Source organism: Streptomyces sp. TAA040 (genome assembly GCF_000424845.1).
On record NZ_AUKR01000006.1, the window covers coordinates 285,074 to 305,880 of the forward strand.

A 20,807-nucleotide genomic window follows, 5' to 3' on the forward strand; every position below is an offset into this window, starting at 1 on the left:
GTTGAGACCACCTTGCGGGTGGCGGCCCGCCCTCGACTGCGGGTGTCAGGGGGCGTGGCCCGGCCCGTGGAACCTCACCGGGCGGGCGAGCCGGCCGCTCCGGTGGCTGGAGGTGCGGGAGAGGAGACGAAGCCATGGCTACCTTTTTCCGGGTGGTTACCGTGGACGAGGGCGGCGAAGAGGTCGACGCGCGGTGCTTCGACGTGGCGGGCAACGAAGTTCCCGACCCGGTCGCCGCGCGGGCCGTGCGGCTGCCGGAGCAGTCTCGCGGCCTGGCGGTCGACGGCGCCACGGGGAACGTGGCGGATTCTCCGGATCGGCTCGCGCGCCAGCCGGCGGCACTCTTGCGGCTCACCGAGGAGAACTGGGCGGCGCTGCTGGGCTGCGAGGCGGTGTTCCTGCCCGGGGACCCCGCGCGCTGCGGCCGGTTGGCCTTCCACACGTCGGGTGTCAGCAGGTTTCCCCCGGGGCTCCCCGCCGGTGCCGTCGAGGACGTCGAGATCGTGGTGGCGCACGGGCGTGGCGCCAGGCGGCGTACGGTTCCGGCCGTGGTCCGGCCGTTGGACGAGGTGCTTCCCCGGCTGCTGGCGATGCCGGATGCGGGCGGTGACGTGTACCCCCGGATCAGCGACACCGTCGGGGCATGGCGGCATGCCGGTCTGTATGCCCTGCACATGGCGGGGAGGGGGCTGCTGCTGCCGGGGATGAGTGCCGCCGGCCACGATGCCTGGCGGCTCGGGCCCTTCACACAGGAGGACGCGGTCTGGCTGCGGGCGCTCGCCGATGCCCTGCCCGTGGCCGCCTACGGGGTCCCGCTGGAACCCGGGCCGGTGGAGGGTGGAGCCGGAGGTCCGCTGCTGTTGCCCGAGCCGTACTCGCGGTTGCGGGCCTTCCTGGATGCCGTTGCCGACCTCTTGCCGCGTACCGCCGCCGCCCCGGTCGTGGCCGGTGGGCTGCCGTTCGCCGCGGTGGAACCGCAGCAAGTGCCCCAGTTGCGGGCCTGGGCTCTGCGGATCGCCGAGGGGCGCGATGCAGGGGCGCGGGTCTCGCTGCGGGTGGAGCTGCCCGGGGGGAGGAGGGACGGCCCCGCGGCCGACGGGGAGGACGTGGACTCCGAGGCCCTGCACGCCGATGTTCCCTACGACGACTCCGGCGCAGACTCGGACGGCCCGTCAGCCGTACGTGCCGTGGTGCAGGTGCACTCGCTGGCCGATCCCCTGTTGCTCGCGGACGCCGCCGAGCTGTGGGACGGCGCGGCGGAGGGCTTCGGGCCCCGCAGCCGTGAGCAGGCGAGGGGGAGGCTGCGGCAGGCGGCCGAGGCATGGCCTCCGCTCGCCCGCATTCTGCGGGAGCCGATACCGGACGCACTGGCGCTGGACGACGAGGAGTTCCTGGACCTCCTCGACGGCGGCGCCGCGCTGGCGCTGGCGGATGCCGGCGTCGCAGTGCACCTGCCGCGGGACCTGGCGCGGGATCTGACTGCGTCCGCGCTCGTCGAACCGGGCAACTCGGCGGAACAAGAGGGCGATGAGGAGGTGCCCTCCTTCTTCTCTCCCGAGCAGCTCCTCAATTTCCGCTGGGAGTTCGCCGTGGGTGACCGGACGTTGACTCAGGCCGAGCTGGATCGGCTCGCCCGCGCCCGCCGCCCCCTGGTGCGCCTGCGCGACCAGTGGGTCGTGGTGGATGCCCGGATGGTGCGAAGGGCACAGCAGTCCGGCCGTCAGCTTGGTGCCCTCGACGCGCTGCGTGCCGCGTTGACCGGGAGGGTGGAGGACCCCGACGGCGTTCTGGTGCCGGTGCGGGCGGGTGGTTGGCTTGCCGCGCTGCGCGACCGGCTGGCCGCCCCCGAGGAGGCCGGTCCCGGAGAACTCGCCCCGCCGGCGGCCTTGGACGCCACCCTGCGCGGTTACCAGCTGCGGGGGTTGGCCTGGCTCGACCGCATGACCCGGCTCGGCCTCGGCGCCTGCCTTGCCGATGACATGGGGCTCGGCAAGACGATCACCACGCTGGCACTGCACCTGCGCCGCCAGGAGGGCGTGGGAGGCGGGACGGGCGGTCCCACGCTGGTGGTCTGCCCGGCTTCGCTACTCGGCAACTGGAGCCGGGAGATCTCCACGTTCGCCCCGGGCACGCCCTGGCGCCGCCACCACGGGCCTGACCGCGACCTCGGTGGCCTCACGCAGGGTGAGATCGTCCTCACCACCTATGCCACCATGTGCCGCGACGTCGCGAAGCTGATCGAGGCCGGACCCTGGGACCTGGTGGTCGCCGACGAGGCGCAGCATGTGAAGAATCCCGCCGGGGCCACCGCGAAAGCGCTGCGCACGCTGCCGGGGGCGGCGCGTGTCGCCCTGTCGGGCACTCCGGTGGAGAACAACCTCAGCGAGCTGTGGGCCCTGCTCGACTGGGCCACTCCCGGCCTGCTCGGCCCGCTGAAGACTTTCCGCGAACGCTACGGGCGGGCCGCCGAGCGTGCTGCCCGCACGAACCCGGCACCGGACGGCGCCGCAGCGGCCGCTGGTGCTGGGGCCGCGAGCGACCGCGACACCAGCGCGGCGGAGCGCCTGTCCCGGCTGATCGGCCCCTTCGTGCTGCGCCGATGCAAGGCCGACCCGGGCATCGCCCCGGAGCTGCCGCCGAAGACCGAGACCGATCAGCGAGTACGGCTCACCCGTGAGCAGACCGTCCTGTACGAGGCGCAGGTCCGTGAGTCCCTGGCGGCGATCCGTGAGACGCAGGGCATCAAGCGGCACGGCCTGGTCCTGAAGCTGCTCACCGCCCTCAAACAGATCTGCAACCACCCTGCCCAGTATCTGAAGGAGCCGGAGAGTACCCGGCTGGCCGGCCGCAGCGGCAAGCTGGAACTTCTCGACGAACTTCTCGAAGTGATCCTCGCCGAGGACGAGTCGGTGCTGCTGTTCAGCCAGTACACGCAGATGGCCCGGCAGCTGGAACGCCATCTGTCCGTGCGTGGGGTCAAGACCCTCTATCTGCACGGCGGTACTCCGGTGCGCCGTCGTGAGGAGATGGTGGACGCCTTCCAGCGCGGCGAGGCGCCGGTCTTCCTGCTCTCGCTCAAGGCTGCGGGCACCGGTCTGAACCTCACCCGGGCAGGCCATGTCATCCACTACGACCGCTGGTGGAACCCGGCGGTGGAGGACCAAGCCACCGACCGTGCGTACCGGATCGGCCAGACCAGGCCCGTCCAGGTCCACCGGATGATCGCCGAGGGGACGCTGGAGGACCGCATCGACACACTTCTGGCGAGCAAACGCCGACTGGCGGACTCGGTGCTCGGAGGCGGTGGCGAGGCCGCGCTCACCGAGCTGACCGACACCGAACTCGACGACCTGGTCAGCCTGCACACCGCCGGCGCGGCCGGGGACAGGAGCCACCGATGAGCAGCCGGCGCCCCCGGGCCCCGCAGACCGACACGCGTAGCTACCCCGCGCTCGGACCGCTGAGCGGTGCGGGTAGCCGGGATATCGCACGCGGGCTCTGGGGCCGTCAGTGGATCTCCTGCGTCGAGGATCCGGGAACGTCGTCCAGCAGTGAACACGGATACGGGTACGGCGGCTCGGCCGGCCGGGACTCGCGGCTGGCCCGAGCGCGGACATACGCCCGCCGGGGGGCTGTCGGGGAGATCACGGTGCGCCCGGGATCGATCTCGGCGAGGGTCCGGGGCAGCCGACGTACGCCCTACCGCTGTGACATCCAGGTGCCGCAGCTGACCGAGGCCCGGTGGGACCGGCTCCTCAAGGGGTGGGCGGAGGCGGCGGAAGGGGTGCTGCCCGAGCTTGCCCACGGCCTGCTCGGCCCACAGGCGTACGAGGCGGCACGGTCGGCGCAGGTGGAACTCGTCCCCGGGCCCGGCCGGTTCACGTACCACTGCGGCTGCCCCGACTGGGGTGACCCCTGCAAACACGCGGCGGCCCTGGCGTACGTCTTTGCCCGTCAGCTGGAGGAACAGGGCGAAGCGCTTCTCCAGCTGCTCGGCCGCGACCTGGCCGAGGTGCGCACCGCGGTGGCCGCCCGACGTCAGGAGGCCGAGCTGGCGCAGGTCGAGGACGCGTGGTCCGCTGCGGACGCGAAGGAACGGGGCGTCGCGGCGGCCGAGGTGTTCACCCGGAGCAGGGAGCCGGGAGGGCTTCCCGCCCTGCCTCCGCTGCCGGCCGCGCTTCCCCCGGGGGAACACGGCCGGCCGGACGACCTGACCGCTGGTTCCGTGGTGGGGGAGGACCTGGACCCCGAACCGCTGTGGCTGCTGGCCGCGGACGCCGCCGGGCGTGCCGCCGACGCCTATGCGTGTGCGGTCGGCGCGCCGTTTCCGCAGCGCGGTGCACCGGCCGATCCCGGGAACGCGGACGGCCCGGCGGACCGGCTCCGTCTGGACACCGACCGCTGGCAGGACACCGTGCGCCACGCCGCCGCCGGCCCCGCCCCCTACCTCCTCGAACGCCTCGTGAACAGCTCGGACCAGGCCCGCGCGCACCTCGCCCGGGCGAGCGTGGCCTGGCGGTACGGCGGTCCGCGCGCGCTCGCGGCCATGGGCGGCGAGCAGGTGCCCGGCCCTGCGTACGAGGCCGCCGCGCGCGAACAGCTCGCCCGGTTCACGATTGCGGGCCGTGCCGACGCCCCCCGGCTCAGGCGCGCCCGCGGCCGGCTCCGCCTGCTCGGCGAGGACATGGAGTTGCGCTGGGGCCCGGACGGCCGCTGGTACCCCTACGCCAAGGAGCGCGGCCGATGGTGGGCGGCGGGCCCACCCTCCACCTCCGCCGTCGAGGCCCTGCGCGGCGCCCTCATGGAGAGATGACCGGTCTGTCCGTGTGCGGAGTGCGCGGCCGCCCCGTCCCGTGTGCGGGAGGTGGCACCGCGACTGAACCAACGGCTCACCGGCTCCCTCCGGTCAAAGGGCGACCGGCGAACTGTTCCCACAGCCTCCGAAACCGTTCGCCGATCAGTACGGGGCGGCCGCTCGGTGGTTCTGGCCGACGTGGGCAGCGCGTGTGCCATGGGCTGGCGTGTGTCACAGATGACGGCCGCCCTCGACGTGGTGAGCGCCGTCGTCACCGGCCAGGCCATCGACGGCAGACCTCTCAGACCAGGCCGGTCACCGTGGTCGTCACCGCGATCCGGTCCGCCTCCGTGTCCCCGCGGTCCGCGTTGCCGCCGCCCGCGCTCTCGGAGCCCCCGCCGCCCGCCGTTCCGGGGACGGTGCCCCCGCTGGTGGCCGCCTCCCGCACCGCCGCCTCCACGGCCTTCCGGACGGCCCGGGCGACGTCCAGCGGGCGGTGGCCGCGCTGCACGGCGAACCGGACGTCCACGTCCGCCCGCCAGCCCGGTTCACCGGGGCTGCCGTGCACCTGGACCCCGGGTGCGCCGGGCTGCGAGCCGCCGAGGCCGAGCCGGGACGGGTTCCGCAGGACGGCGGCCAGGTCGGTGCGCAGGTAGGCGACGCCCGGTGTGGTGCGGGCCGCCTCGGCCGCGGCCTCGGTGATCCGGGTGCGCAGCAGCCGGGAGTCCTGATCGGTCACCCTCATCCCTCCTCCAGCCCGCCGCGGGACGCACGGCGGTTTCCCTCGCGGAATCCGTCACGGTCCGCGCCGCCCCCGACGTCCGTGCCCTCGGGATTCCCTGGTTCCTCGGGGTGGGCCGGACCGCCGGGGTCCTCGGGAACGTCGTCGAACAGTTCCACCACGAGCACGTCGACGGCCCGGACGTCCATGCCGAGTGCGTTCCGGGCGGCCTCCCCGATCCGGGCGCGCACCGCTTCGGCCAGCTCCGGCACCGGCCGCTCGGGATCGAGCGGTGCGGACACCTCCAGCCGGACGCGCAGCGGTTGCCGGGGCAGCCGACTGCCGGGCAGCAGGTACAGCCGCCCGGTGCTGTCGAGCGGGAGCATCCGGCAGCTCCCCACCTGGACGCCGGGTTCGCGCTGCGCCGCCGCACGGAAGGCACGGGCCGCCGCGGTCTCCACGATCCAGGCGTCCTCCGACTCCTCACCCAGCGGTACCGCCGGGCCGGGGCGCAGCTCCCCGCGCACGATGTCCATCACCCGTTCGGTGATGCGCGCGGCGGTGTCGGCGGGGGGCTCGGCGGCCGTCTGCCAGTCGGCGACCAGCTCCTTGCGGACGAAGCCGTCCAGCATCCGCAGTTCGTCCAGGGCCGCCGTGCAGTGCGGGCAGCCCGCGGTGTGCCGGGACGGAGCGGCCGTACCGGACCCGTCTCCGGCCGTTCCCGGACCGGCCTCCCATGCGTCCCAGACCTCGTCCAGGCTCCGGCCGCAGGGCAGCACCTCGGTGTCCTCGTCCGCCGGGGGGCCGGCGCCGACCGGCCGGGGGTCGGGGTTCGCGCTCATCGCCATGCGCTCATCGCCTCCGTCAGATAGCGCCTCGTACGGAAGATCCTGCCCCTGACCGCCTGCTCCGTCGTGCCGACGACCTCGGCGATCTCGCGGTAGCCGAGGCCGTGCAGCTCGCGCAGGACCCAGCAGGCCCGCTGTTCGGGCCCCAGTTGGGCCAGTGCCTGGTTCAGGTCCTTCACAGCCGCGGTGGCCTCCGCCGCGCGGGAGGGGGACGACCGGTGCTCGGGCGCGCTGGGCTCCCGTACGCGGTCGAGTTGCTCGGTGGGCCGCCTGGAGCGGAGCAGGTTCAGGCAGCGGTTGGTGACGATGCGGTACATCCAGGTGAGGAAGGCCGACTCGCCGCGGAACTCCGGCAGCCTCCGCCAGGCGTTGACGAAGGCGTCCTGCACCGCGTCCTCCGCGTCGGCCCGGCCGCCCGTCATTCTGACGGCGAGGCTGATCAGCACGGGGCTGTGCCGCCGGACGAGGACCTCGAACGCCTCCTCGTCGCCCTCGCCCGCCCGTGCGGCCAGGAGCGCGTCGCCGGGCTCCGGGCGCCGGCCCCGCCGGGCCGGGCCCGGTGTCTCCTCGTCCTCCGGCACTCGCCGGCTCCTCTCGTGTCGTCCCGTGCCCGTCCCGTGGCGTGGTCCGCACGGGTCCCGCCGTCGTGCCGCCGCACCGCACCCACCGCTCTCCGGGTTCGACACTGCGGTCCACGACATCATCACGCGCCGCGGGCGAGTCTCCGCCGAAGCGCCGCGAACGACCCGGCGGATTCCCGCTACCGCAAACGTGCGGGGCCGGACGTCCGCGGGTACCCGCCCGGCGTGCCGCGCACCGGGCGCTTGGCCAACCCGCGGAAGAAAGCCGGGAGAGCGGCGTGACGATCCGGGCACCGGCGGTTCCAAGCAGGTGCCGGCACGATCCGACGGAACGACACACCGAGGAGCAGATCCCATGGCTACGAACACGGTCTCCGCACAGGAGCCGACGACGGCGAGCGAGCAGTTCGGCAAGGGCCGCACCGGCGCGCCGGACGCCGAGGGCCGCCCCCGTTCGACCGGCAGCACGACCGTGCAGGTGGACGCGTCGGGCCACCAGGGCGCCTCGCGCGGGAAGACCTCCATCGCGGACGGCGTGGTCGAGAAGATCGCCGGGATGGCCGCCCGTGAGGTGCCGGGGGTCTTCGCGCTCGGCGGCGGTCTGTCCCGCACCCTCGGCGCGGTCCGCGACCGGGTTCCCGGCGGCCGCCTCAACGTCACGCGCGGGGTGAAGGTCGAGGTCGGCGAGCGGCAGACGGCGCTGGACCTCGACATCGTCGTCGAGTACGGCGTCCCGATCCCCGACGTGGCGCACGACGTGCGGGAGAACGTGATCGCCGCCGTCGAGCGGATGACGGGCCTGGAGGTCGTGGAGGTCAATCTGGCCGTCAACGACGTCCACCTCCCGGAGGACGAGGAGGAGCCCGTCGAGTCCCGGGTGGCGTGACGGCAGGGCACACAGCGGGGCGGCAGGGTGCGAGGCGTGCCCGTGCCGCCCGCCGCAGACCGCGGTGACGGACGAACGGGAAGCGAAGGACGCATATGAGCAGGTCCGTGGTCGGGCTGATGACGGGGATGGCGCTCGGTTTCGCCGGGTGGTTCGGCGGATTCACCGCCTTCCTGCTGGTCGGCGCGCTCGGGGTGCTGGGCTGGCTGGCCGGCCGGGCCTTCGAGGGCGGTGCCGATCCGGCCGGGGCGGTCGACCGGTTGCGCGCGACCGGCCGGGAGCGCCGGTGAGCGCCGGGCTGCCGTCGGCCGGCGGCCGCGGGGTGACCCGCGTCTCCGGCCGCGCGCACGAGCGGATCGCGGCGGCCACCGCCGCGGAGGTGCTTGAGGCCACGTCCGCCGGACGGCGGGCGGGACTGCCCCGGGCGTCGGTGCGCATCCGCCGAGGCGGGGCCCGGATCAAGATCGGTGTGGTGCTGCCGTAGCCCTCCGACCTCGGCGCGTCCTGTGCGCGGTTGCGGGACGCCGTCGCGGAGCGGTCGGCGCTGCTGACCGGCACGCCGGTCCGGCGGGTCGGGGTCACGGTGGACGGGCTGACCACCGCCCCCGCCGAGGAACCTCCCGCGGACGGCGGTGTGCGGGCCGCCGGCGACCGCGAGGAGCCGGCCGCCTCGGCCGGCCCGGAGCGCAGCGCCGAGCCGGTGACCGCCGTACCGGAGCCCGCCGACCGGACCGGCTCGGTCGACGGGGTGGAGCGGGTATGAGCGCCGGCGGAGCGGTTTCCCCGCCGCGCGGGCACTGGTCGGACCGGCGTCTTCCGGCCACCGAGCTCGCCGCGGTGGCGGTCGGCGTCGCGGCGAGGGCCGACGGGCTCGCCGTCCGGACGGCGGACGGGCCGCCGTCGTGGCGGGAGCGGCTGCGCGAACTGCCCCGGCCGGAAGCGGGCGTCCTGTTCCCGGCCGCCGCCGGGGCCGTGCTGCTGCTCGGCCTCTGACTGCTCTTCCTGGCAGCCGCACGGGAGCGCGGCGCGCTCTCCTTCGATCCGGCCCCCCGCCGCGCTGCGGGGACTGCCCGGCCCCTCGCCCGCGCAACTCGGTGACCGGCTCCGCCAGGACCTGCTGCCGGGGGCCGCCGACGTCCCCGTGCACCTGGTGGCGGCGACTGTGCTGGTACTGGCCGCCCTCTGCAGGCTGCGGGCCCGGACCCGAGCGCGCAGCGGGCGGGTGCTGCCGCTGCCGGCGGAGTCCTCCCGGCTGCGTACCCGGGCGCTGGCCGAGGCCGTGGCCGCTGACGCGGCGGCGGTCCCGGGGGGTCCGGAGGGACTGCGGCCGGCGGCCCCCTCGCTCCCTGCCGACCCTTCCGCCCCACCGCACAGCGGCCGTCGCGCAGTCCGCCTGCACAACGGCCGCTGTGTCGTCTCCCGTGGTCCCGGCCGCTGTGGGGCAGACCTCCGTATGACGGTTGCGTGAACGGGGCGACGCCCCCTTGTGCGATTCCTATGGTTGGGCGAATCTTTCCCGAGGCGGCGCGTACATGTCATGTTCGTGCCCGCCGTCCCCACGTCGGCGCACCACCACGAGAAGGATCTCTCCATGGCAGTGATGCGTTCCCCCAGACACAGATGGTCGGCCTCGGCCGTGGCCTCGGCCGTGGCCTCGGCCGCGGCGGTTGCACTCGGCCTCGGCGCCGCGCTCCCCGCGGTGGCCGCGGACGGTCCCGACGGTCTCATCGCCAACGCCGGAGCTCCCGGAGCCATCAAGGACAGTTACATCGTCACGCTCGACGAGGACACGACGGACGCGTCGTCCCCGAAGGGCAAGGCGCTGGCCGAGAAGTACGGTGCCGAGATCAAGGTGACGTACGAGGAGGCCCTGAACGGCTACTCGGTGAAGCTCACCGAGAAGCAGGCGCAGAAGTTCGCGACCGACTCCGCGGTGGAGACCGTCGTCCAGGACCAGCGGGTGTCGATATCGGGCACCCAGAACAACCCGCCGTCCTGGGGACTGGACCGCATCGACCAGGCGGACCTGCCGCTGGACAACAGCTACACCTACCCGGACTCGGCGGGTGAGGGCGTCACCGCCTACATCATCGACACCGGGATTCGCCACTCCCACTCCGACTTCGGCGGCCGGGCGAGCTTCGGCTTCGACGCCTTCGGCAGCAACGGCAACGACGGCAACGGCCACGGCACCCACGTGGCCGGCACGGTCGCCGGCTCCTCCTACGGGGTCGCCAAGAAGGCCGACCTGGTCTCCGTCCGGGTGCTCAACGACCAGGGCTCCGGCACCATCACCGGGGTCGTCGACGGTGTCGACTGGGTGACGCAGAACGCCCAGAAGCCGGCCGTCGCCAACATGAGCCTCGGTGGCGGCGCCAACAGCACCCTGGACCAGGCCGTCCGCAACTCGATCGCCTCCGGGGTCACATACGCCGTCGCGGCGGGCAACGACAACAGCAACGCCTCGGGCTCCTCGCCCGCGCGCGTCGCCGAGGCCCTCACGGTCGGGTCCACCACCCGCACCGACGCCCGCTCGTCCTTCTCCAACTACGGCTCCGTCGTGGACATCTTCGCGCCGGGCTCGGACATCACCTCCTCGTGGATCGGCAGCGACAGCGCCACCCGGACCATCTCCGGCACCTCGATGGCGTCCCCGCACGTGGCCGGCGGCGCCGCCCTCGTGCTGGGCGAGAACCCGTCCGCCTCGCCGTCGCAGGTCGGCTCGGCGCTCGACGACGCCGCGGCCACCGGCAAGGTGGGCAACCCCGGTTCCGGTTCGCCGAACAAGCTCCTCCAGGTCGGCGAGGGCGACCCGGGCGACCCCGGTGACCCGGGCGAGCCCGGCGACCGGTTCGAGAACGGCGCGAGCTACGCGATCGGGGACCACCAGACCACCGAGTCGCCGATCACCGTCTCCGGCGTCCAGGGCAACGCCCCCTCCTCGCTGGAGGTGGAGGTGGACATCGCCCACACCTACATCGGCGACCTTCAGGTCGACCTGATCGCGCCGAACGGCACCAGCTACCGGCTCAAGAGCTACGGAGCCGGCGGCAGCAGCGACAACATCGACGAGACGTACACCGTCAACGCCTCCTCGGTGAGCGCCAACGGCACCTGGAAGCTCCGCGTACACGACGACTACACCTGGGACACCGGCAGCATCCAGGGCTGGGCGCTTCAGTTCTGAGCGGTGGCGGCCGGCTCCCGTTCTCGGCCGGAGGCCCGCATCCGGGGCGCTTCCGCCGGGTACGCCGACCGGAGCGCCCTGACCCAGTGTGACGAATGACGTCGACCCCCGTGGCCCGCCACGGGGGTCGACGGCGTTGTTGAGCAGGAAGTAATCACATCGAGTGAAACTCTGGCCGTTCATTGCGGGCCGCCACCGAGGGTTGCGAAGCTGTAGCCGACCGTCAAACCGTTGGAGGGCACGTGCCTTTCGGTGAGCAGCCGGCGTATCTGCGGGTGGCCGGTGATCTTCGTCGGAAGATCACCGACGGCACCCTCGCGCCGCATACCCGTCTTCCCTCGCAGGCCCGGATTCGAGCGGACTACGGCGTCTCCGACACCGTCGCGCTGGAGGCCAGGAAGGTCCTGATGGCCGAGGGCCTGGTCGAGGGCCGCTCCGGCTCCGGCACCTACGTCCGCGAACTCCCGGCGCTCCGGAGGGTGGTGCGCACGGGCTACCGCGCGGCGTCCGGCCCGAGCACCTTCCGGCAGGAGCAGGCCGACGAATCGGTGACGGGCAGTTGGGAGTCGCACAGCGGCCAGGAGGAGGCGGACGCCCGGATCGCCGCGCGGCTCGAACTGGAGCCGGGCGCGCGGGTGATGCGCACCCGGTACCTCTTCCGCGGGGAGGGCGAGCCGGCCATGGTGTCCGTCTCCTGGGAGCCGCTGGCGCTGACCGGCCGCACCCCCGTGATGCTGCCCGAGGAGGGCCCCCTCGGCGGGCAGGGCGTGGTGGAGCGGATGGCGGCGATCGGTGTCGTGGTGGACAACGTCACCGAGGAAGTCGGCACCCGGCCGGGCATGGCCGAGGAGATGTCCGCACTGGGCGGGGTGCCGGGCCACTCGGTGCTGGTGGTCTCCCGCACCTACCGCGCGGGCGGCCGCCCGGTCGAGACGGCGGACGTGGTGGTGGCGGCCGATCGCTACCGCGTCTCGTACCACCTGCCGGTGCGCTGATCCGCCGGTGCGCGGGGCGGCTCCGGGGACGGCTGGCCGAATACGTCTCTCATTGTGCCAACTCAAATGCGCTGGGTGAAGGTCGGACGTAAGCTCCGGCATATGCAGAGCCCTGGGACCTCAACGCAGACGATGCAGGACGCCGGCGCGTCGGAAGGGGGGCGCGATGAGTGAGGCAGCGGTCCTGCCCTGGCTTGTCATCCGGCAGGACGAGGACGGGGGCCGGTACCGGGTCGGGCGGTACGCCACCCGCCCGGAGGCGCAGGAGCTCGCCGAGCGGCTCGGACGCCGACACCGGGCCGAGTCCGCCGAGGGGGCTCGGCACTACGTGGTCGAGCGTTTGGAGCACCCGAGCGGTGCCGAGGGCTGATCGCGTGCAGAATCGGGTGGGTGGGCAGCCGGCCCACCGCGGCCGGCCGCACTCTCCGAGTGCGCCGGCGCGGCCACCCGAGCAGGGACGTGGGCGCAGTGAGCGAAGCACCGGGAGTGGCCGACTCCCTGCTCGACACGCTGCGCATCGGAGTGGTGATCCTCGACACCGGCGGTCGGATCCTGCTGTGGGGACCGACCAACGAGGAGGTGCTCGGGTGGCGCGCCGAGGAGGTCGCGGGACACCGCTTCGCGGAGTTCCTGGCCGAGCCCGACCGCGTTCCCGATCCCGCACCGCGCATCTACGGTGAGCTACGCCGCGGACGGCTCTGGCGCGGCATCCTGTGCGCCCGGCACCGGGACGGCCGCACGGTCGAGGTCGAGGGGCAGGCCTCCCTGCTGGAGGACGCGGACGGGGAGCCGTTCGTTCTGGCCAATGTCGTCGAGATGAGCAGGCTGCGGGCGATCGAGCACGACCTCGCCGCGCTGGACGCCCTCTTCGACTCCTCCCCGTTCGGTATCGCCCTGTTCGATACGGAGAAACGATTCGTTCGGGTGAACAAGGCCCTCAGCCGACTGAACGGTACCCCGCCGGAGCACCTCGTCGGCCGGACCGTCGGCGAGGTACTGCCCGCCTTCATGGCCGAGGAGATCTCCCAGGTCCAGGAGGTGATCCAGGAGACCGGCCGCACCGTCGTGGACCTGGTGATGCCGGCCCCGGACGGCAGGGGCACCCGCTCCGTCTCCTACAGCAGGCTCAGCGACCGCTCCGGCCAGGTGCTCGGCACCAGTTGCACGATCATGGACATCACCGAGCGCCGGGAGGCACTGGACAAGGTCGAGCGCGCCCGGCAGCGGCTGGCCCTGCTGGACGACGTCGGGGTCGCGCTCGGCGACCTGCTGGACGTGCGCCGGATCTCCGAGGCGCTCGCCCGCGCCCTGGTGCCCCGCTTCGCCGACTACGCCGGCGTCATCCTGCACGGCGCGGTCGTGCGGGGCGACGAACTGCCCGTGAACGGCGCCCTGAGGGGCGTCCCGATGCTCCAGGTCGGGGTGGCCGCCAAGCGCCGCGGGCCCCCGGTGGACCGCATGCTGCGGGCAGGGCAGGACATCGCCTTCGCCCCGGACTCCTTCTTCGCCCGGGTCCTCGACACCGGTGTCCCCCACCTCGCCGCCTCGCAACGGGAGTTGCTGGCCGCCACCTACCCGGGCGATCCGAAGGTGCAGGCCGCACTCGACCTCGGCATCCACTCGCTGATGTGCGTGCCGCTGAGCGCCCGCGGCATCGTCCTCGGAATGCTGGTGATCAGCCGCGCCGAGAGCCGCGAGCCCTTCGACGAGGACGACCTGGCCCTGACCATGGAACTGGCCGGCCGGGCAGGCGCCTCCTTGGACAACGCGCGCCTCTACGCCCGGGAGCGCGAAGGCGCCCTGATGCTCCAGCGCTCGCTGCTGCCGCAGCACGTGCCGTCCCCGCCGGGCGTCCGGGTCGGCTACCGCTACGTCCCCGGCAGCAGCGGCACCGAGGTCGGCGGCGACTGGTTCGACGTGGTGCCGCTCGCCGGCGGGCGCGTCGCCCTCGTCGTCGGGGACGTGATGGGGCACGGTCTGCGAGCCGCCGCCACCATGGGCCGGCTGCGCACCGCGGTGCGCACCCTGGCAGCGCTGGACCTTCCGCCCGACGAACTGCTGCGCCGGGTCAACGACCTCGCCGACGACCTCGCCCAGGGGCCGGAGGAACCGCTGATGGCGACCTGCATCTACGCCGTCTACGACCCCTCCTCGCGCCGCTGCACACTGGCCAAGGCCGGACACGTGCCGCCGATCCTGATCACCGGGTCCCCGGACGGCCGCCGCCGGGCCCGGCCGCTCGACCTGCCCTCCGGCGCCCCGCTGGGGGTGGGCGGGGTCGTCTTCGAGTCGATGGACTTCGAGGTGGAGGACGGCGCCGTGCTCGTGCTCTACACCGACGGACTCATCGAGGCGCGGCACGAGGACATCAGCGAGGGACTGGACCGGCTCTGCCGCCGGCTCTCGACGTCCACCGGCGACCCGGACGTCGAGGACCTCTGCGAACAGGCGATCGGCCGGTCCGGCGCGAACGCGCCGCCGGGCCCCACCGGGCCGGTCCGCGACGCGTCCGGCACCTCGGTGGACGACGTCGCCCTGCTGCTCGCCCGTCTCGGGGGCCTCCCCGCGGACAGCGCCGCGCACTGGACGTTCCCCGCCGAACGCACCGCGGTCCGGCGGGCTCGGGACGAGGTGCGCGCGACCTTGCACGGCTGGGGACTGGAGGCGGTGAGCGACGAGGCGGTGCTGCTGGTCAGTGAGTTGGTCACCAACTCGCTGCGGTACGCGCACGGCCCCATCGGGGTGCGGATGGTCCGGGGCGGCTCGCTGTTGGTCGAGGTCTCCGACCCGCTGCCCGACCCGCCCAGAGAGCGGGTCGCCGCAGCCGATGACGAGGGCGGCCGCGGCATCCAACTCGTCGCCCAGACCGCCCGCCGCTGGGGGACCCGCCATGGCCCGATGGGCAAGACCGTCTGGTTCGAGCTGGGCCCACCGGGTTAGGAGTACTGGTCGCATGGTTAGGAGAGAGGGGAGTGAGCACACATACGACCCGACCTCCGTGAGTGGGAACCACGGGCATCCGACCGGCCCGCGCAGGCAGAAGCGGGCACAGGACGGGCGGCTACCGGGAAGAGTATGTTCCGGGAGGCCATTGCCTGCGAGACTGCAGGTGACGACCCGGTCAGCCAAGGACGAACGCTGAAGCACCATGGGGAAGGGGCGGCGTTGAGCGATATTCCGGTCGAGGCAGGCAAGCCGGACGACGTACGACGGGCTCTCGCGCTGCTCAACGCCGCGGGCGCCAGAATCGGCAACTCCCTCGACCTGGAGAAGACCGCGCGGGAGCTGCTCGACGTCGCCGTACCGCAGTTCTGCGACCTCGCGGCCGTCGACCTCTATGAGGAGGTGCTGGCCGGAGAGGAGCCCCGACCCGGCGGCGAGGGCAGCGCGGCGCTGCGCAGGGTGGCCTTCGCCAGCGCGGTCGGCGACGGAGGTTCCGGCGACCCGGACACCGTCGCGCTCGGCTCGACCCACCACTACGCCTTCGAGTCCGCGCCCGCCCAGGCCCTGCGCACCGCCCGGGTCAGGCCCGTCGATCCCCAGCAGGACACCGGGCACGAGCGGCCGTCGGCCTTCCGGATCGCGGTGCACTCCACGCTGGCCGTGCCGATGGTCGCCAGGGACAGGGTGCTCGGACTCGTCCAGTTCTCCCGCACCAAGGGCAGCGGGCGGTTCGGCGAACGCGACGCGGCGCTCGCCGCCGAACTCGCGGCCCGGGCCGCGGTCTGCATCGACAACGCCCGGCTGTACCGCCGGGAGCACGAGCGCGCGCTGATCCTCCAGCGCAGCCTGCTCCCGCCCGGGGACCCGGAGGCCGCCGGGCTCGACATCGCCTGCCGCTACCGTCCCGGCACCGACGCCACCGAGGTCGGCGGCGACTGGTTCGACGTCATCGAACTCCCCGGCCACCGCACCGCGCTGGTCGTCGGCGACGTCATGGGACGCGGCCTGCGGGCCGCGGTCGCGATGGGCGAACTGCGCACCGCCGTCCGCACGCTGGCGCTGCTTGATCTCGAACCCGCCGAAGTCCTGGAGGCGCTGGACGAGATCGCCCGCGGGCTCGGGGAGACCCGGTACACCCGGCGCGGCGGCGGCGAGGACCTCGCCGAGGTCTACCTCGCCACCTGCGCCTACGCGGTGTACGACCCGGTCTCGCGGCGCTGCACCTTCGCCAACGCCGGGCACCTGCCGCCCGTCGTCGTCGAACCGGACGCCGACGGTGACCTGCCGATGCTGCTGGAGGTCCCCAAGGGGGTGCCGCTGGGCGTCGGCGGCGAGCCGTTCGAGCAGATCGAGGTCGAACTGACCGACGGCGCCCTGCTGGCGCTCTACACCGACGGGCTCGTCGAGTCCCGGTACCAGCCGCTCGACGACGGCCTGCTCGCGCTGCGGACGTCGCTCGCCGATTCGCACCGTCCGCTGGAGGACGTCTGCGACCGCGTCCTGGCCGGTATCGACACGCACCACGGCGAGGACGACATCGCCCTGCTGCTCGCCCGGGTGCAGGGGCTGCCCGCCACCTCGGTGGGGGACTGGCGGCTGGCCGCCGAGCCCCGCTCGGTGGCCCAGGCCAGGGAACTCGCCCGCGGCCAGCTCGACGCCTGGGACCTCACCCCCCTCGCGGACACCACCGAGCTCCTGGTCAGCGAGCTGGTCACCAACGCACTCCGGCACGGCGAGGGCGACATCCGGCTGCGGCTGCTGCTCGACCACACGCTGGTGTGCGAGGTGTGGGACGCCGGCATGGTCCAGCCCCGCCGGCGCCGGGCCCGGGACACCGACGAGGGCGGCCGGGGCCTGCAACTCGTCGACCTGCTCTCCGCCGGCTGGGGAAGTCGCCGCATCCCCCGGGGGAAGACGGTCTGGTTCGAGCTGCCCCTGCCCGACGACGAGCCCAAGCCACCGGACTCGGTGGACGCCCTGCTGGACGCCTTCCCTGCGATCTGACCACCGGCCCGGACGCACACCGCCCCGGCGGCGCGCCGCACCGCCCCGGAGATGCGCCGCACCGTACCGGCGGCGGGTGCGGGGTCCGGTGACGACGGGGCGGACGGTGCGTGACCCCTGCGCTCCCTGGGAGTTCCCTGAGAGTGCGGTCCGGCAGCCCCGTGCGGCGGGGAGCGCCGGCCGCGCCGCTTAGGGTTCAGACATGGAACTCCGACTCACCGGCCCACGCCGTCGGCGGCTCGTCGCGGGTGCCGCGGTGCTCGCGGTGCTCGTCGGCGCCGGGATCTGGACAGCGGTCGCCGCCGACGACGTGGCACCCGTGCAACGCGCCGACCGGACGTTCGACATGCCGGGCGCGAAGATCGACACGTCGTACTTCCTGGCCGGGGACGGTACGGGCGACGCCGAGCCCTCCCGTCGGCCCGCGGTGCTGATCGGGCACGGGTTCGGCGGCAGCAAGGACGACACGAAGTCCCAGGCGGAGCAGCTCGCCCGGGACGGCTACGCCGTGCTGACCTGGTCGGCCCGCGGGTTCGGCGAGTCCACCGGCCGCATCGGGCTCAACGACCCCGAGCACGAGGTCGAGGACGTCAGCCGGCTCATCGACTGGCTGGCGGCCCGCCCCGAGGTGCGGTTGGACGCGGACGGCGACCCCCGGGTCGGGGTCACCGGGGCCAGCTACGGCGGTGCGATCTCGCTCCTCGCCGCCGGCCACGACGACCGGGTGGACGCCGTCGCCCCGTCGATCACGTACTGGGACCTGGCCGAATCCCTCTTCCCGCAGGACGTCTACAAGAAGCTGTGGGCCGGGATCTTCTTCTCCACCGGCACCGCGGAGCCCGGCGACGGCGCCGGCGGCGCCACGGAGGACGGCGGCCCCCGACAGGAGCCCGGGGCGGCGGACGCCGCGCCGCCCGGCGGGTCCGAGGGCGGCGCCGGCTCGGCGTCCGACCCCGGTGTGAACGGTGGTGACCTGGGCTGCGGACGCTTCACCGCGGAGATCTGCGCGATGTACGAGCGGGTCGCCGAGGCCGGTGAACCCGACGAGGACGCGCGTGCCCTGCTGCACGAGCGCAGTCCCGCGGCCGTCGGCGACCGGATCGACGTCCCGGCCCTGATCGTCCAGGGCCAGACGGACTCGCTGTTCCCGCTCGGCCAGGCCGACACGATGGCGCGGAAGATCGCCGCGAACGGCGCCCCGGTCGCGGTCGACTGGATCGCCGGCGGCCACGACGGCGGCGACTCGGAGACGGCGCGGATCAGCGGTCGGATCACCGACTGGTTCGACCGCCACCTCGCGGAGGAGGAGACCGGTACCGGCCCCGCGTTCCGGGTCTCCCGCACCGGCGGCGTGGACGCCACCGACGGAGCGGCCCAGCTCCGCGGCGCGAGCGGGGACACGTACCCCGGCCTGCGCCACGAGCCGCGCACCCTGCCGCTGGCGGGAGGCGAGCAGACCTTCGGCAACCCGCCGGGCGCGGGGCCGCCGGCCATCTCGGCGGTGCCCGGTGTCGGTGGCCTGTCCGGGCTCTCCTCGCTCGGTGTCGGCGTCAGCCTGGACTTCCCAGGCCAGCACGCCGCGTTCCGCACCGAACCGCTGACCGAGGACCTCCGCATCACCGGCTCGCCCACGGTCCGTCTGCGGGTGGACGCCGACACCGAGGAGGCGGTGCTCTTCGGCAAGGTCTACGACGTCGGCCCCGACGGGCGCCGGACCCTGCCGTCCCAGCTGGTCAGTCCGGTCCGCGTCATCGGCGCGGACGAGGGCGCCACCGTCGAACTGGAGCTGCCCGCCGTCGACCACGAGGTCGAGGCCGGGCACCGGCTGGTCCTCGTCGTCGCCGCGACCGACCTCGGCTACGCCTCACCGGCCGCCGCCGCGGAGTACACCGTGGCGCTCGACGGCGGCGGTCTCGACGTGCCGACCGCGCCGCAGGTGAGCACCGCGGCAGCGGGCATGCCCTGGTGGGTGTGGGGGCTGCCCGTCATCGGACTGCTCGCCGCCACCGCGCTGCTGGCCGGCGCACGCCGCCGTGGCGGCAGTGCGGCGCCGGACCCGGAGCTGGCCGAGGTGCCGCTGGTGATCACCGACCTGGCGAAGCGCTACGCCGGTTCCGCGGACCGGTACGCCGTCCGGGATCTGGGCTTCCGGGTGGAGAAGGGTCAGGTGCTCGGTCTGCTCGGCCCCAACGGCGCCGGCAAGACCACCACCCTGCGCATGCTGATGGGGCTGATCACCCCGGATGCGGGGGAGATCCGGGTCTTCGGCCACCCCGTCCGCCCGGGCGCGCCGGTGCTCTCCCGCGTCGGGGCGTTCGTCGAGGGCGCCGGCTTCCTGCCGCACCTCACCGGCCGGGCCAATCTGGAGCTGTACTGGCAGGCCACCGGACGCCCCGACGAGGACGCCCGGATCGACGAGGCGCTGGAGATCGCCGACCTCGGTGAGGCGCTGGAGCGCGCGGTGCGCACCTACTCGCAGGGCATGCGGCAGCGCCTCGCGATCGCCCAGGCCATGCTCGGTCTCCCGGCCCTGCTGATCCTGGACGAGCCGACCAACGGCCTCGACCCGCCGCAGATCCGCGAGATGCGCGAGGTGATGATCCGCTACGCCGCCGCGGGACGCACGGTCATCGTCTCCAGCCACCTGCTCGCGGAGGTCGAGCAGACCTGCACCCACCTGGTGGTGATGGACCGCGGCCGCCTGGTGCGGACCGGACCGGTCGCGGAGATCACCGGGTCCGGCGAGAACCTGCTGGTCTCGGTGGCCGGCGAGGTGGACGAGGCCCTGGTGGAGAAGGTCGCCGCGCTGCCCGGCATCAGCACCGCGGTCCGTGCCGAGGAGGGGTTGCTCATCGCCCTCGACGGCACCACCCCGGCCGCCGCCCTTCACGAACTGGTCCGGCTGGACGTCCCGGTCGAGCGCTTCGGGCCGCACCGCCGCCTGGAGGACGCCTTCCTCACCATGATCGGAGGAGATTCCGCATGAGCCGGCTCCTGGACTCGGCGCCCGGCTACCGGGCGAGCCGCACCCTGCCGCTGCGGGTGGAGGCGATGCGCCAACTGCGCCGCCGGCGGACGCTGGTGATGGCCGCGCTGCTGGTCGCGCTGCCGTTCGTGCTGGCCGCGGCCTTCGCCATCGGCGGCGAGGACGAGGGCGGCGGCGGCAACCGCATCAACCTGATGGACACCGCCACCGCCTCCGGACTCAACTTCGCGGCGGTCGCGCTGTTCGTTTCCGCGGGCTTCCTGCTCGTCATCCCGGTCGCGCTGTTCTGCGGCGACACGGTGGCCGCCGAGGCGGGCTGGGCCTCGCTGCGCTATCTGCTGGCCGCGCCCGTCCCGCGCAACCGGCTGCTGCTGAGCAAGCTCGTCGTCGCGCTGGCGTTCAGCGTGGCCGCGATCGTGCTGCTGCCCCTGGTCGCGCTACTCGTGGGCAGCGTCCTCTACGGCTGGGCACCGCTCCAGATCCCCACCGGCGGCTCGCTGCCCGCCGGTGAGGCACTGCCGCGGCTCGTGGTGGCGGTGGGATACGTCTTCGTCTCGCAACTGGTCACGGCCGGCCTCGCGTTCTGGCTGTCCACGCGGACCGACGCGCCGCTCGGCGCGGTGGGCGGCGCGGTCGGCCTCACCATCGTCGGGAACGTCCTGGACGCCGTGACGGCGCTCGGCGACTGGCGGGAGTTCCTGCCCGCGCACTGGCAGTTCGCCTGGGCCGACGCCCTCCAGCCCGAGCTGGAGTGGGGCGGCATGCTCAAGGGCACCTCCGTCTCGGTGGCCTGTGCGCTGGTGCTCTTCGCCCTGGCCTTCCGCGGCTTCGCCCGCAAGGACATCGTCTCGTAGAGGGCCG

16 protein-coding genes and 1 pseudogene are annotated in these 20,807 nt (G+C 73.8%); 14 read left to right on the plus strand and 3 right to left on the minus strand.

The window, feature by feature from the left end; genetic code table 11:
* The first annotated feature begins 134 nt into the window (after positions 1 to 134).
* On the plus strand, positions 135 to 3,401 hold the full coding sequence (locus tag H300_RS25410; protein ID WP_078515771.1) for a DEAD/DEAH box helicase: 3,267 nt from the start codon (positions 135 to 137) through the stop codon (positions 3,399 to 3,401).
* Complete coding sequence (locus H300_RS25415; protein WP_051269615.1) at positions 3,398 to 4,813, plus strand: SWIM zinc finger family protein; 1,416 nt, start codon at positions 3,398 to 3,400, stop codon at positions 4,811 to 4,813. The genes H300_RS25410 and H300_RS25415 overlap by 4 nt, the downstream gene beginning before the upstream one ends.
* Before the next feature lie 283 nt (positions 4,814 to 5,096).
* Here the strand turns inward: H300_RS25415 and H300_RS25420 are convergent, their stop codons facing one another.
* Genes H300_RS25420 through H300_RS0107030 form a run of 3 tightly spaced genes read right to left on the minus strand, consistent with a single transcriptional unit; the run spans position 5,097 to position 6,945 of the window.
* Positions 5,097 to 5,534, minus strand: coding sequence for a hypothetical protein (locus H300_RS25420; protein WP_051269618.1), 438 nt, complete (start codon positions 5,532 to 5,534; stop codon positions 5,097 to 5,099).
* Between the two features lie 2 nt (positions 5,535 to 5,536).
* On the minus strand, positions 5,537 to 6,358 hold the full coding sequence (locus tag H300_RS25425) for a hypothetical protein (protein ID WP_158678332.1): 822 nt from the start codon (positions 6,356 to 6,358) through the stop codon (positions 5,537 to 5,539).
* Positions 6,355 to 6,945, minus strand: coding sequence for a sigma-70 family RNA polymerase sigma factor (locus H300_RS0107030; protein WP_051269622.1), 591 nt, complete (start codon positions 6,943 to 6,945; stop codon positions 6,355 to 6,357). The genes H300_RS25425 and H300_RS0107030 overlap by 4 nt, the downstream gene beginning before the upstream one ends.
* Positions 6,946 to 7,300: 355 nt before the next feature.
* Here H300_RS0107030 and H300_RS0107035 point away from each other — a divergent pair, with 355 nt between their 5' ends.
* The 12 genes and pseudogenes from H300_RS0107035 (at position 7,301) to H300_RS0107095 (ending at position 20,800) form a co-directional block, all read left to right on the plus strand.
* On the plus strand, positions 7,301 to 7,831 hold the full coding sequence (locus H300_RS0107035) for an Asp23/Gls24 family envelope stress response protein (RefSeq protein WP_028426874.1): 531 nt from the start codon (positions 7,301 to 7,303) through the stop codon (positions 7,829 to 7,831).
* A 95-nt stretch (positions 7,832 to 7,926) separates the two neighbouring features.
* Positions 7,927 to 8,121: a hypothetical protein gene (locus H300_RS0107040; RefSeq protein WP_028426875.1), complete on the plus strand. Its 195-nt coding sequence runs from the start codon at positions 7,927 to 7,929 to the stop codon at positions 8,119 to 8,121.
* Positions 8,118 to 8,315 carry a hypothetical protein gene (locus tag H300_RS0107045; protein WP_028426876.1) on the plus strand — a complete coding sequence of 66 codons (198 nt, stop codon included), beginning with the start codon at positions 8,118 to 8,120 and terminating at the stop codon, positions 8,313 to 8,315. The genes H300_RS0107040 and H300_RS0107045 overlap by 4 nt, the downstream gene beginning before the upstream one ends.
* Positions 8,316 to 8,345: 30 nt before the next feature.
* A complete protein-coding gene (locus H300_RS0107050; RefSeq protein ID WP_028426877.1) occupies positions 8,346 to 8,594 on the plus strand; it encodes a hypothetical protein in 249 nt (82 codons plus the stop codon).
* Positions 8,591 to 8,824, plus strand: a complete 234-nt coding sequence (locus H300_RS0107055; protein WP_028426878.1) for a hypothetical protein — start codon at positions 8,591 to 8,593, stop codon at positions 8,822 to 8,824. Before H300_RS0107050 ends, H300_RS0107055 begins: the two co-directional genes overlap by 4 nt.
* Before the next feature lie 598 nt (positions 8,825 to 9,422).
* Entirely contained in the window at positions 9,423 to 11,018 is a 1,596-nt protein-coding gene (locus H300_RS0107065; protein WP_037979389.1) for a S8 family peptidase, read from the plus strand.
* Between the two features lie 242 nt (positions 11,019 to 11,260).
* Positions 11,261 to 12,013, plus strand: coding sequence for a GntR family transcriptional regulator (locus H300_RS0107070; RefSeq protein ID WP_028426881.1), 753 nt, complete (start codon positions 11,261 to 11,263; stop codon positions 12,011 to 12,013).
* Positions 12,014 to 12,179: 166 nt separating this feature from the next.
* On the plus strand, positions 12,180 to 12,383 hold the full coding sequence (locus H300_RS0107075; RefSeq protein ID WP_028426882.1) for a hypothetical protein: 204 nt from the start codon (positions 12,180 to 12,182) through the stop codon (positions 12,381 to 12,383).
* A 98-nt stretch (positions 12,384 to 12,481) separates the two neighbouring features.
* Positions 12,482 to 14,953: a SpoIIE family protein phosphatase gene (locus tag H300_RS25430; protein ID WP_106966723.1), complete on the plus strand. Its 2,472-nt coding sequence runs from the start codon at positions 12,482 to 12,484 to the stop codon at positions 14,951 to 14,953.
* 267 nt (positions 14,954 to 15,220) lie between these two features.
* Positions 15,221 to 16,960, plus strand: a pseudogene (locus tag H300_RS25435) (ATP-binding SpoIIE family protein phosphatase); the annotation flags it as partial.
* Between the two features lie 202 nt (positions 16,961 to 17,162).
* Positions 17,163 to 19,946 carry an alpha/beta fold hydrolase gene (locus H300_RS0107090; RefSeq protein WP_028426883.1) on the plus strand — a complete coding sequence of 928 codons (2,784 nt, stop codon included), beginning with the start codon at positions 17,163 to 17,165 and terminating at the stop codon, positions 19,944 to 19,946.
* Positions 19,943 to 20,800: an ABC transporter permease gene (locus tag H300_RS0107095; RefSeq protein WP_028426884.1), complete on the plus strand. Its 858-nt coding sequence runs from the start codon at positions 19,943 to 19,945 to the stop codon at positions 20,798 to 20,800. The genes H300_RS0107090 and H300_RS0107095 overlap by 4 nt, the downstream gene beginning before the upstream one ends.
* Positions 20,801 to 20,807: the final 7 nt, after the last annotated feature.